The organism is Paenibacillus pinisoli (assembly GCF_003605435.1).
In the GTDB taxonomy this organism is placed as follows: Bacteria; Bacillota; Bacilli; order Paenibacillales; family Paenibacillaceae; genus Pristimantibacillus; species Pristimantibacillus pinisoli.
Genome location: NZ_QXQB01000003.1, coordinates 54,446 through 67,206, shown reverse-complemented (window position 1 = coordinate 67,206; position 12,761 = coordinate 54,446). Strand labels below are relative to the sequence as shown.

The window sequence follows — 12,761 nt, the reverse complement described above, 5'->3', positions numbered from 1 at the left end:
GCGATGCGGCTGCCTATACAGATTAATGAACAAAGTGCAGAGCCGCTCTATCATCAGATCGAAGTCCAGCTAAGGGCATTGATTGTAAGCGGCCAGCTGGAGGAAGGCACGCTGCTGCCTTCGATCCGCGAGCTGGCTCAGACGGTCAAATGCAGTGTGATTACGGTAAAGCGAGTATATAGCGATCTTGAGAGCGAGGGACTGCTTCGGACAAGGCAGGGCACCGGTACCTACGTCGCGAAGGTCGGCGAGCAAGAGCGTGACCGGCACCGGCTCTCAGCGGTGATCGAAGCACTTGATCAAGCCGTAACGGCTGGCAAGCGAATGCAATGTCCGGAAGAAGAATTGATAGAGCTCTTCAATGAAGTGATTCAGAAACACTACAGGCAAGGAGGGAATACATCATGAGCGACTGGCAAGAGGAGCAGGCGATTCAGTTCAGGGATATCGTGCAGCGCAAGCCGAACTTCAAGATGGGGCCCATAACTCTCGATATCCCGAAGGGATTCATTACAGCGATCGTTGGACCGAACGGCAGCGGCAAGAGTACGCTATTCCGTATGATCCTGGACCTGGAGAAGCCGCAGGACGGAACGGTGACGGTGCTGGATCATCCCATCGGTACGGGAGATGATGCTCCTATCAAGCAGCGGATAGGCTATCTACCGGAGGAATCACTGCCGCATGACGACAAGCTAAAAGCGTTCGAGAAAGCCAGATTCAACAGCTGCTGGTACAAGAACTGGGATGTGAACCGCTATCAGGAGCTGCTGCTCGCGTTGCAGGTCAATGATAATCTGCCCCTAGGGAAGATGTCGAAGGGGATGCGGCGCAAGTGCGAATTCGCGATTGCTTTGGCCCATGCACCAGATTTGCTGCTTCTCGATGAACCATCCTCCGGACTTGATCCGCTGGCTTGGAAGTCGATGATCGAGATTCTCCACCGCTATATGGATCCAGGCGATCGAACGATTCTGATGACCTCCCACATCGTGGAGGAAGTAAAGCGGCTGGCAGATTATATCGTATTTATGGCACAGGGCCGGGTGCTTGGGGTCTATGAGAAGGATGAGCTGTTCAGCAGCTGGTTTACTTTCTTCGTCTCGGGAGAAGGATTGACTAGCCAGATGGCTTCGCGAATGCCGGGACAATGCGGCATTGAATCAGTCGGCGGCCAGTCGTTCCGAATTACGACCAGCGAAGCCTACCAGGCGGAGCAGTGGTGCGAGACGGAAGGCATTACGATCTTAAGCAAGCAAGCGCTGGAGCTTGATGAAATTATGAGCACATTGCTGCTGCAAGATGGAATAAGCAAACGAGTACATGAAGCGAGGGGAAAAGCGAGATGAAACCATTAGTAGTAGAACAAGTCATGAAGCAGTATGGCGAGAAAACGGCGGTCAACAACATCAGCTTTGAAGTAAGCGAAGGTGAAATCTACGGTCTGCTGGGCGCGAACGGCGCGGGCAAAACAACGACCATGCGTATGGTACTGGGCTTGATCTATCCGGATGGCGGATCGATCAAGTACAACGGCAAGCCTTACAGCAATGAGCAGCTTAGCCGCCTCGGCTATTTGCCAGAGGAGAGAGGCCTGTATCCGAAAATTCGCGTCAGCGATCAGATCATCTACTTGTCCCAGCTGCGCGGCATGTCCCGCAAGGATGCAGACACGAACTTGAAATATTGGCTGGAGAGATTCGAGGTGCCGGAATACTACAACAAGCGCGTCGAAGAGCTGTCGAAGGGCAATCAGCAAAAAATCCAGTTCATCGCTGCCGTCAATCACCGTCCGAGCATCATCATTATGGACGAAGCGTTCAGCGGACTTGACCCGGTCAATGTCGAGCTTCTGAAGTCGACGGTCAAGGAGCTGAGAGACTCCGGCACGAGCATCCTGTTCTCGACGCACCGCATGGAGCATGTCGAGGAGCTATGCCGCAATATTACGATCTTGCACCGCTCGAATACAGTGGTGAAGGGCAGCATCAAGGAAATCAAAAAGCAGTATCCGCGTGAACGCGTCATCTTGACCACAGAGAACGACGTAACAGGTCTTGAGAGCATTAGCGGTGTAACAGGCGTAAAGCTTCAGGAGTACGGCTATGAAATCGGTATCCAGAATGAAGCGGTAGGCGGCGAGATCCTGCGCCATGCGATGGCTCAGTCAACTGTCACTCGTTTCGAGATTAAGGAACCAACATTGAATGAAATCTTTATTAAAACGGTAGGTGATCGCCATGAATAGTTTCTGGACAGTAGTAGGATTTACAGCGCGCAACAAATTTAGAGGCAAAGCATTTCTTATCACGACGCTTATTATTGCAGTTATTTTAAGTATCGGGGTCAATCTCCCTTATATTATCTCCCAGTTTGATAAGGGCGGAGATAAAGCGACGAATATCGGTTACATTCAGTCCACGAATGTTGAAGCGGCTGCAGGAACAGCGACTGGCGACAGCCTGAAAGCTTTCTACGAGCAGCAAGAGAATGCGAAGCTTAAGCTTATTGCTTACCCTGACAAAGGCAGCAGCGAAGAAAATGAGAAGCAGCTGAAGCAAGCGATTAAAGACAATGATATTAAAGGTTATCTGGAGTTTGGCGCGATGACGCCAAGTGGCTATCCGGAGATGAGCTACAAGTCCGAGAAGATGATGGAGTTCTCGCTGACTGAGAACTTGACGGGCGCACTCCAATTGATTCGCCAAGCCACGATTCTGCAGGATGCAGGACTGACGGATGAGCAGGTGGCGCAGCTGAATGCGCCGATCAATATCGCAGCAGTGCAAATCTCCTCTGCTGAGGGCGGCAGAACGCCGGCTGAGCAAGGTGTGAATATGGGTCTGATCTACTTCATCATCATCTTCCTGTTCATGGCGATCATTACTTCCGGCCAGTTGATTGCGTCGGAGATTACGGCAGAGAAGAGCTCCCGTGTCATGGAGATTCTGATCACAAGCGTATCGCCGCTGAAGGGCATGTTCGGCAAAATCTTCGGTATGTTCACGGTAGTTTTGAGCCAGGTGTCATTCTTCATAATCGTCATTCTGGCTAACGTATCGCTGCCGCACAACAAAGACGCGCTTGCAGGTCTTGACATTGATCTGACGAAGATTGATCCGCTTCTGCTCGCATATGCGATTATCTTCTTCCTGACTGGCTTCTTCCTGTTCGCGACGCTGTATGCAGCAGTCGGCTCGATCGTAAGCCGCACAGAGGACCTGGGCCAAGCGACTATGCCTATGACCATTATCTCGCTTGCCGGCTTCTACATTGCAATCTTCAGCCTGAGCGCGCCAGACAGCATGCTGGTCAAAGTAACATCGTTTATCCCGCTGTTCTCGCCATTCGTGATGATTCTGCGTCTCGGCCTGACAGATGTTCCTTTCTGGGAGGCAGCCCTGTCGATCGGATTGCTGCTGGTGACGATCTACATCGCAGTGTACGTATCGGCCAAAATCTACCGCACAGGCGTCCTGATGTACGGCAAGCGCCCAAGCTGGAAAGAAATCCGCAAAGCGATGAAAGCTTATAAAATTTAATAGTGGATCAGTTTTGACAGCCTATTTTTGAACCTTTTTTCTGAAGCCAGCAGGTTGAGATGTCTTTATCCTGCTGGCTTTTTTCTATTTACATAGAGAATGGTGAATATACGATAACGAAATTATAGGCATCGAGTTCCTTGCACTTTATTTTCAGTATTTGATTCAAAGTACTTGACTATGACGTTAGGTCATAGTCGATAATTCACTCTATGAATACATGACTAGGAGTGAGAGAACATGAACATAACAACATTGCGTTCAGATCAAATTTATCAAAAGGTTGCCCAAGCTTCGCCCGAGGAAAAGCTTGAATTGTTCAGAAATGAAATGATGGCTCCTTTTATGAAACAATGGGAAATTCAACAAATTCCTTTTAGGGCTGACGAGGCGAATGGTTTTGACGTTGTTACGTTTAATAGTATAATGCATCGCTCCCCTGAGCAGATTACCGGGCAGATTTCACCTGAGATAGAGTTGATTTCGTCAGATGCTTTTTGGCTAGAGTGTGAGCATGCTGTAAGAAAAAGCCTCCGTCCATTTATAGAACATGGAATTAGTCTCCCCGTATCCGAATATTTGTTCACCATTCAACTAGGGAATCCCGGAAGCCGTGCCTTAGTTATAAACGAAGGATATAGCGGATTTGGGGGCATTCCTGGGTTTATCTGGGGTACACTCTTGCCGAATGAGTACACGATTCCTCGAATGAAGGCGTCATTGGCGCATGAATGCAACCATAATGTGCGATATCAATTTATTCAGTGGGATCACACTGTTAATTTGGGTGAGCTAATTGTGAGTGAAGGATTGGCTGAAAACTATGCTACATTTATGTTTGGAGAAGAATGGCTCGGTCCTTGGGTAACGAAAACCAACGCGGAAACACTTAACAGGCGCATAAAGCCTGTGCTCAGAGAGCAGTTGCAATTAACCGGATTTGATCAATTTGCTCCGTATCTTTACGGTGACGAGATCGCAAAACTTCAAGGCTTTGAACCGGTCAATATGCCTTATAGCGCTGGCTACGCTTGCGGATATTATTTAATCCAATATTATTTAAGAAAGACAGGAAAAACGATTTTTGAGGCCACCATAACACCTGCCGCTCAAATACTAGACGAAGTAAAAGGATTTTGGGATGAAGAAACCATTATTAGCAGTTAAAGATATTGTTCAGATTACAGGCATTACAAGTCGGACCCTGCATTATTACGATAGAATTCATTTATATAAACCGACACATCTGACGGAAAAAGGCTACCGCCTCTATGATCGAAGCAGTTTGGCAAAACTTCAAACTATTTTGTTTTTGAAGGAATTGGATTTTTCCTTGAAAGAAATTGCGGACATTGTAAAGCTGTCCAGACAAGAACAGGAACAAATATTAAAGCAGCAGAGACAAACCTTATTATCGAGAAAACAAAGACTAGAGTCTATCATGGCAGCACTTGAAGAATACGTTTCGGGGAAAGATATTAGCCAATTGCAACTCTTCAACAGCACTTCTGCTTTGCCACTAAAGCAACAATATGAAAATGAAGCGAGATTCATTTATGGCGAAACAGAAACGTATAAAGAGTTTAATGAAACATTGGAAAGTATATCACCAGATGAGAAAGAGGCACGTTTTGAATCAATGGAGGTCATTTTCAAACAAATTGCGTCTTGCGGAGACCAGGACCCTGCCTCCGATGAAGTTCAGCGATTAATTGAGCAGTGGAAACCAAATCTAATGCAATTCATGACGTGTGATGAAGAATTGCTTGCTTGCATTGCCAATACCTACAAATTCGATGTGCGATTCAAAAACTACTTTAATCAATACGGCAATGAGGATTTAGCGGATTTTCTTTACAGTGCAATCATGTATAATATCAATCGGTAATCAGGGAGAATATGTCCTATGCTGAATTGCTTTCCGCACAGGCCGATTGCGGAGATAGAATATCATAATGGCAAGGCTCGCGGCTAGAAAAACAATATGCATCATACAAACCATTCAGAAACCTTTCATCACCATGAAGTAAAGAATGACAAGCGGCAAGAAAGTAGCGGCGACGCCGTAGATAGCCCACTGGCGGGAAGCTCGCCGATATGCCGCAGAAATGGCGCCTGCCCGTACACTATCCGCACTGAATCGGATCATTCTGAACTGCAGCGGAAGGAGTATGGCTAGCCAAATAATACCGGAAATCGCGAATAGGAGAAGGGAAAGCGTAAGCCAGTTTAGTCCCAGCAGCGAGACGCCCGAATGTCCAGCCATCACAGCGCCTGAGATAATGATGAGGATAAGACCGGGCAATGTAAATGAATAATCAGCAATCATGACATTCTTGGCAGCTTGATGAATGATAGACGGATTCTTGGTCAGATCGGCCCGAATTTTCCAAAAGGCTGCAGTAATGATATTGCCAACCATCAACAAAACACCGACCAAATGCAAAGTTAACCACAAATTCATAGCTCCTCACCCTTTCTCCGTTCGCCGCCATTTAGAATATCGCGAATAAATTCCGATAAATCCTGGGCCTTAAAAGCCGCCTTTGCCTGCGGAATGCTAGAGCGGATTCTTAATCCGAGTGTCATCAGCGTGAACATATCACCCGTTTTCTCCGCATCAACCGTTTCAGGAATGACTCCGTGCTTCTGGCCTGTTTCAATCCATAGCTTGGATAAATATACGGACCGGTTGTAGTACTGGTTCAGTGCTTCTGCGACCATAGGGTCATCTTCTTTTCCGAGCAAGTACAGCAGCACTTTGTTCGTTATGTCCTGCGGATTTTCGTAGGCAAGGATGCTTTTTTTGATTTCCTGCATCGGATCGTCGAAATTTCGGCGGCCATGTTCAACTTCATTCATAAAACTGCCGTTTGTTTCCTCTAGACGCTCCTGCAGCACCCAGATAAAAATTTCATTTTTACTCTTTACATAATGAAAGATTGCGCCCTTGGTTAAACCGGACTTCATCATAATGTCCTGCATGGTGATGGAATGGCATCCTTTTTCCGCGATTAATTCCTTGGTCGTGTCCATTAGTCTTCGTATCGTCTGTTGCCTGCGCTCCTCTTGCTTCAAGGTCACCCCTCCATTGGCATGTTAATAAATGTATACGCAAATTATAAATACAGACCGTCGGTTTGTAAATAGACAATATGAAAAGAAGTGATGAGTGCCCGGCCAAAAATAGGAATGGCGACAGAGGAAGGCCTTGCATTTTTATGAGCTGTAGGGAGGAGATGGGACTTTCTGATGAATTTTAGTTGTTTCATCAGAACAAAGTCATGAATATCGTCATTGTTTTTCATATGAAATAAATAAAAAAACAGATAATAATACGACAATGATAATCATTGTTATATTTATTTTTCATGAATATATTTACTATTACAATTAATAAATATCTGGTTATCACTTTGATAACAGAAAGAAGGGTGAAAATTAACATTCGATGATCATAATGTACAGGGTCCTATCATTTTCAGAGGAGGAGAAACGAAAATGTACATCGCATCAAGAAAGACACAAAGGGCAATAGTGGCCATGCTGGCGGTTCTAATGGCTGTTACTGGGCTCGGGACACCGTTGCAACCAGCGTCAGCTGCTGTGCCGGCATCTGTTCCGTCTCAAATTGCCATTAGTATCGCTGGAGGAGCGGATGAAGGCAAGACGGCAATGGCTATTAACTGGGTGACGGATCCGTCCGTGAATACTTCCGAAATTATCTATAGCACCTCGCCCGATCTAGCGGGAGGTTTACAAAAAAATGCGTCGCTGAAGGTTCCCGTTGCTGAAGGAAGCATACCCGACAGCAAGCTGGTTAATTTTAAAGCGGTTAACGCCTTTAATGTCATCCTTCGAGATCTAGCGCCTGATCACCAATACTATTATAAAGTCGGAAACGCAACCAGCGGTTATAGCGAGATTGCCAGCTTTACCGCCCCTTCGGACCACAATGAGAAAAAACCTTTCTCTTTTGTCGTGAGTCCTGACACACAAGGCACCTCGCCAAGCTCCTTTGCCAATACAGGGCTCTTGTATGATTATATCAAGGCGAACGAGCCCGATGCTGCTTTTCTCCTGCACAATGGCGATGTAGTCGAAGATGCCAGTTTTTCAGACCACTGGCAGTTCTTTTTTGATGAAGCGCAACATTTATTGGATTCATTGCCCATCATGGCAACCCCGGGCAATCATGATGGAGCATCCTACGACCGGAATTTCGAACAGTATAACGCGCGATTTAATTATTCTTCTTTGCGCCAGCCTAGCGGATTGTCTCCGGCTGCCGACGGCACTGTATATGCCTTTGAATATGGCGATGCGCTAATTATATCTCTTAACTCCAACGTCTCTACCGCAGACAACAATATTCAATATCAATTTTTGGCAGAAGAAGCGGCAGCGACCCCTAAGGCATGGAAAATTGTCAATATTCATGCTTCCCCTTATGATCCAGGCGCCAGTCACTATCAAGTCGATAACATATCCGGCAAAAGATTGACGGACGCCGGCATCGACCTAGTACTGTCCGGCCATGAGCATGCTTATGCCAGATCAACGCTCAAGACTACTTCTTCAGCTGGCGGTACAGGCAGCATTCAGAATACCGGATTTGGTGAAGCGCCTACTTATGTAATCGGGGGCTCGGTATACAATTATGCATATAGTTTGGATACCCGCGACACATCGTGGAACGATTATTTTTACGATCTCCGGATTAACAAGTCTGGGACGGGCGGAGGAGCCATCTATTCCCCTGGCGTCTACAGCAAGGTAGAAGTGACAAGCAATGCTATTATTTATAAAGCCTACTATAAAGCGACGGGCGCAGATGGTCCTTTCCGCGTCATTGATTCCTTTACGATTGCCAAATCGGGTGAGACGATTACACAGCCTATAGGCGGCGGGATCGAGCCGGCATCCGTGACCTTTTTGTTGGATTCGTTCCAGCAGGATGCTGGCAAGTTTATTGCCCGGTTTAACTGGGTCACTCCTCCCAGCACCAAGACGACCCAGCTTTATTATGCGAAAAAGTCGGATTTCGACAGTAACGGCGGCAAGTTTACGGATGTAGTCGTGGGAACCAACTCCACGATCGATCTATCCCAAGCGATTGCAAATGCTAACTATAACGGAGCTGGAACCGCTTATTCGGTAGCGCCTGTTCAAAGCCACAAAGCGGAGACGGGAGTACTTGAGCCGGACACGGAATATGTGTACAGCGTTGGAGACGGTGCAACGAATGTAACCAGCATTCAATCGCCAGCCAGCTTTGCGACACTGGCCGAGGATCTGGATACCTTTGATTTTGTATGGATTACCGATGCGCAACAGAATGGCTCCAGCTATGAAGCAACCTTGAAGCAGTATACGGATTATGCAAGAAAGGCACTCCAGCAAGCGCTTATGGAATCTCCCAACGCCTCGTTTGTCCTGAGCTCTGGCGATCAAGTCAACTATGGCTTCGATACCTGGGAATGGGATGCCTTTTTTGAAGCCAATGCGGACACTTATTCACATGTACCGCTATACATGGTGACGGGCAACCATGAATACGATGGTGCGGGCAACAGCTGGGCGCCGAATAACAGCTGGGCGCCGGTAGACCCGACATTAAGAAATCTGTTCGGAAGATATAATCCGCCCCAGAACGGAGCTGCCTACTATGGCGGAGGCGACGGTACGGAACGGATGGTCGCGGGCTTGGACAAGGCGCAATTCGGAGCAGGCAATTATTATTTTGTATACGGAGATACCTTGTTCCTTATGATGGATTACCAAGACCAGAGCAGTTCCGCCCAAATCAAGGCGCAGCAAGATTGGATGAAATCTGTCGTCAAACAAAATCCGACCAAATGGCGTGTTGCGGTTTTGCATAAATCGTTATTCGGATATCGAATGGCTAATCCAGTCGCTTCTTGGACTAATGCTTTTGATGAAGCGGGCGTTGACCTTGTGCTTATGGGTCATGACCATGTCTATGTGCGTACCAAGCTGTATGCCAATGGGGGGAACATTGACCCGCAAGCCTATGGCAATGGGACAACGTATATTACCAACTACTCGGCCAATAACGACAGACGAGGCGCATACTTTACCAAGGATCCGGACACGGTTGCATACGTCGACGTGAGACCGATCGGACCAGGTTATGCGAACATCTCGATTTCTCCATCCGAAATTCGTGTGACCAGCAAGGGATTTGATGCCAATGGCACACTGGTCGTCGGAGATGATGATGCGCTTATTACCAATTCTCCGCGAACGCCGAATTTGTCAGCATGGACATACCCGGCTGTACCTCAGGACGATGAAGAGCTGCGTGTTGAAAGTGTTGACGTGACCGGAATTGCAAAGGAAGGGCAGACTTTGCGCGCATCGCTTACCCCGAGCAGCGCTACGGCCTCTATACAATGGGAGCGTTCAGCAGATGGTTCATACTGGGCAACCATCCCAAGCGAGACGGCTGCGGTATATAAAATCAAAGGGGAAGACGCCGGACAATTTTTGCGTGCGGTTGCGACGGGTACTGGTTTTTATAGCGGCATTGCGAGAAGCTCCGCAACAGCGAAAGTCAATCCGCTGGCCGTCGGCGGTTCGGCTGCGATCAAGATTGGAAGCGCAGAAGAATTGGCTGCGCTGACTGAGCAGTTTGGATCGTCCGATTATCCAATCGATGGACATTATGTATTGACTGCAGATATCGATATGGCAGATGTAGCGTTTTCTGCAATTGGAGGAGGCTCAACGCCAACACCGTTCATAGGCACATTCAATGGCAAAGGATATACGATTCGCAATCTGAAGATAGTGAGCAGTGCGAATAACACCGGGTTCTTTGCATATCTGGGTACTGGCGGGCGAATTGTAAATCTTGCGCTGGATCAAGCCGATATTACAGGTGCGCATAGCACTGGTGCTATTGCCGGAACATCAAAGGGAACTATCGAGAACAGCTACGTGACCGGTAAAGTTACCGGCAATGGATACACCGGAGGAATTGTAGGCTTGCTTCATGCAGGAACCTTGCAAAATTCCTTTGTAAAAGCTGAAGTAAATGGAAACACCGTGGGCGGTTTGCTGGGGGGGACGAACTGGAACAATTCAGGTTCTCCGTTAACGGAACGCGATACGGTGACAGGCAATGTTATTGTAAATAACTATATACAGAGTACCGTTTCCGGACCGGCAGGCGGCCAATATTTTGGCGCTATTCTTGGCGACATGGGCGGTTCATCGGGCAGCTTGCTTCAAACTTTTAATGGAAACGCCGTTGTCGGTGAGGTGAAGGATGCCGCTCCGGGGAAAGTCGCAGGGTATTGGTCTGGCAGCCGGCCGATCATAGATGCCAGTCCAATGAACTTCTTTAACCATGAAAAGTTAAACACTAGCGGCGTCCCTTCCAGTGTTGTATCTGCATTCGCAGGCAAGACTGAGGCTGATTTTACGCAGCAGGCGGCATTTGAGTCGCTGGGCTGGGACTTCGAGCACGTCTGGGAGTGGGATGCAGCGAATCAAATGCCTTTGCCTCGATTGCTGGCAACAGGCGATGATGAGGAAGACCACTTTGTTACTATCATTGCTGCCGCAGGAGCGGGCGGAACGATCACGCCAGAAGGAAGCGTGCTTGTAGAGCGCGGTGATAGCCAGACCTTTACGTTCGCGCCAAACGAAAATTATATCGTAGATTATGTCAAGATCGACGGCATCGACAATGATGCTGCCGCAGAAGCCGGTGAATACACGTTCGAGCTTGTCACCGATGCGCATACGATTGAAGTCGGCTTTATTGAATCCGTCTTGTCTAACAACGCCAATCTAAGCGAAATTATGATAGACGGAACCGTGCTAAGCGGCTTTAGCGCAGATCAAACCACTTATAATGTGAGTGTGTCCAATAACCGGACTGCCGTCATCATTGCTGCCGCAACCGCAGACACGAAAGCTTCATACACAATTACGGGCGGAGACAATCTGGCGGTTGGAATGAACAGGATCGAGATCACCGTCACAGCGGAGGATGGGAATACCACGAAAGTCTATACGATTTTGGTGACACGGGCAGCTGCTCCAAGCGGCGGTAACGGCGGAGGGGGCATAACGCCGCCAACTCCGGATACGGACAGCCATACCTTCCCTGCCGGAACGGGAGGTTCGGCTCTATTTGCAGGCGGAGCTGTCACAGTAACCATACCAGCGGGAGCGACTGAGAAGCAGCTGACGATTACAGTCGAGAAACTGTTGGATCCTTCGGGGATCATAACGGAAGAAGATATTCTGCTTAGCTCCGTGTATGAAATTCACAAAAATTTTACAGAGAATTTCTCCAAGGCTATTTCGTTGACCTTTAAGTTCGATTCGAAACGGATTGGCCATAATCAAACGGCATCTCTGTTCTACTTTGATGAGACCAACAGAGAATGGATAGAAGTCGGCGGTGCCGTGTCTGGTGACAAAATTACAGCGGAAGTCGACCATTTTGCGAAGTTCGCGGTATTCGCCGTTGAGAAGTCAGCAGAAACCCCGGGTACCGAGCCCGAAGAAAGCTCCGGAGGGAACTTAAACGATATTTCCGGTCATTGGGCAGAAGCGTTCATTAAACGCGCTGCAATAGAAGGCATTATAAATGGGTATGAAGATGGAGCTTTTAGACCGGGCGGCGAAGTGTCACGCGCCGAATTTGCGGTTATGCTGGCGCGAGCATTAAAGCTGAGCGGAGCGGGGGCAGCCTTGACGTTTACCGATAACGAATCCTTCGGCGCTTGGGCAAGGCAGGGAATCGCTCAGGCTGTAGAGGCGGGGATCATTACGGGATACGACGACGGCAGCTTCAGGCCGAATGCCAGAATCAGCCGTGCAGAAATGGCTGCGATGATCGCAAGAGCTTTTGGCCAGCAATCAAATGAGGCAACCATGACATCGTTCGGCGATGACGCCGAAATTCCTGGCTGGGCTAAGTCGTCCATCGCATTTTTGGCAGAGAGAGGAATTGTCCAAGGAATCGGCAGCAACACATTCGCCCCAGACAAAACGGCAAATCGGGCTGAGGCTGCGGTTATTATGCTCAGAACCTTGGAGTACTCCCAGAAGTAATCCATTCGATTGGAGAGAATAGATAGGGCTCCCATACGGTACGCAGGCGTATTATAGCTTGGTACAATATTGGGAGCTTTTTTCTTTGGCATGGCTAGTAGTTTTCTATCAACTATTTGTAAG

Annotated in this window: 9 protein-coding genes; 7 read left to right on the top strand and 2 right to left on the bottom strand. The window is 48.1% G+C overall.

Annotated elements, in window-relative coordinates:
* Window positions 1-3: 3 nt before the first annotated feature.
* The 6 genes from D3P09_RS13775 (at window position 4) to D3P09_RS13750 (ending at window position 5,430) form a co-directional block, all read left to right on the top strand.
* Window positions 4-408 (top strand): GntR family transcriptional regulator, encoded by a 405-nt coding sequence (locus D3P09_RS13775; RefSeq protein WP_120110987.1) that lies wholly within the window; start codon window positions 4-6, stop codon window positions 406-408.
* Window positions 405-1,349: an ABC transporter ATP-binding protein gene (locus D3P09_RS13770; protein WP_120110984.1), complete on the top strand. Its 945-nt coding sequence runs from the start codon at window positions 405-407 to the stop codon at window positions 1,347-1,349. Before D3P09_RS13775 ends, D3P09_RS13770 begins: the two co-directional genes overlap by 4 nt.
* Window positions 1,346-2,248: an ABC transporter ATP-binding protein gene (locus tag D3P09_RS13765; protein ID WP_120110982.1), complete on the top strand. Its 903-nt coding sequence runs from the start codon at window positions 1,346-1,348 to the stop codon at window positions 2,246-2,248. Before D3P09_RS13770 ends, D3P09_RS13765 begins: the two co-directional genes overlap by 4 nt.
* Window positions 2,241-3,542 carry an ABC transporter permease gene (locus tag D3P09_RS13760; protein ID WP_120110979.1) on the top strand — a complete coding sequence of 434 codons (1,302 nt, stop codon included), beginning with the start codon at window positions 2,241-2,243 and terminating at the stop codon, window positions 3,540-3,542. The genes D3P09_RS13765 and D3P09_RS13760 overlap by 8 nt, the downstream gene beginning before the upstream one ends.
* A gap of 240 nt (window positions 3,543-3,782) precedes the next feature.
* Window positions 3,783-4,709, top strand: coding sequence for a DUF2268 domain-containing putative Zn-dependent protease (locus D3P09_RS13755; protein WP_120110975.1), 927 nt, complete (start codon window positions 3,783-3,785; stop codon window positions 4,707-4,709).
* Window positions 4,684-5,430: a MerR family transcriptional regulator gene (locus D3P09_RS13750; RefSeq protein ID WP_120110972.1), complete on the top strand. Its 747-nt coding sequence runs from the start codon at window positions 4,684-4,686 to the stop codon at window positions 5,428-5,430. The genes D3P09_RS13755 and D3P09_RS13750 overlap by 26 nt, the downstream gene beginning before the upstream one ends.
* A 114-nt stretch (window positions 5,431-5,544) precedes the next feature.
* On the opposite strand, the gene D3P09_RS13745 is transcribed toward D3P09_RS13750, so the two are convergent.
* Window positions 5,545-6,006, bottom strand: coding sequence for a DUF2269 family protein (locus D3P09_RS13745; RefSeq protein WP_120110970.1), 462 nt, complete (start codon window positions 6,004-6,006; stop codon window positions 5,545-5,547).
* Complete coding sequence (locus tag D3P09_RS13740; protein ID WP_120110968.1) at window positions 6,003-6,620, bottom strand: TetR/AcrR family transcriptional regulator; 618 nt, start codon at window positions 6,618-6,620, stop codon at window positions 6,003-6,005. Before D3P09_RS13740 ends, D3P09_RS13745 begins: the two co-directional genes overlap by 4 nt.
* A 423-nt stretch (window positions 6,621-7,043) precedes the next feature.
* Between D3P09_RS13740 and D3P09_RS13735 the strand changes: the two genes are divergently transcribed.
* Window positions 7,044-12,638 carry an S-layer homology domain-containing protein gene (locus D3P09_RS13735; RefSeq protein ID WP_120110966.1) on the top strand — a complete coding sequence of 1,865 codons (5,595 nt, stop codon included), beginning with the start codon at window positions 7,044-7,046 and terminating at the stop codon, window positions 12,636-12,638.
* The last annotated feature ends 123 nt before the right edge of the window (window positions 12,639-12,761 follow it).

Bases quoted from the DNA above. Each gene is read 5' to 3' on its own strand.
- D3P09_RS13775 (WP_120110987.1), top strand. From the start codon at position 4: ATGCGGCTGCCTATACAGATTAATGAACAAAGTGCAGAGCCGCTCTAT.
- D3P09_RS13770 (WP_120110984.1), top strand. From the start codon at position 405: ATGAGCGACTGGCAAGAGGAGCAGGCGATTCAGTTCAGGGATATCGTG.
- D3P09_RS13765 (WP_120110982.1), top strand. From the start codon at position 1,346: ATGAAACCATTAGTAGTAGAACAAGTCATGAAGCAGTATGGCGAGAAA.
- D3P09_RS13760 (WP_120110979.1), top strand. From the start codon at position 2,241: ATGAATAGTTTCTGGACAGTAGTAGGATTTACAGCGCGCAACAAATTT.
- D3P09_RS13755 (WP_120110975.1), top strand. From the start codon at position 3,783: ATGAACATAACAACATTGCGTTCAGATCAAATTTATCAAAAGGTTGCC.
- D3P09_RS13750 (WP_120110972.1), top strand. From the start codon at position 4,684: ATGAAGAAACCATTATTAGCAGTTAAAGATATTGTTCAGATTACAGGC.
- D3P09_RS13745 (WP_120110970.1), bottom strand. From the start codon at position 6,006: ATGAATTTGTGGTTAACTTTGCATTTGGTCGGTGTTTTGTTGATGGTT.
- D3P09_RS13735 (WP_120110966.1), top strand. From the start codon at position 7,044: ATGTACATCGCATCAAGAAAGACACAAAGGGCAATAGTGGCCATGCTG.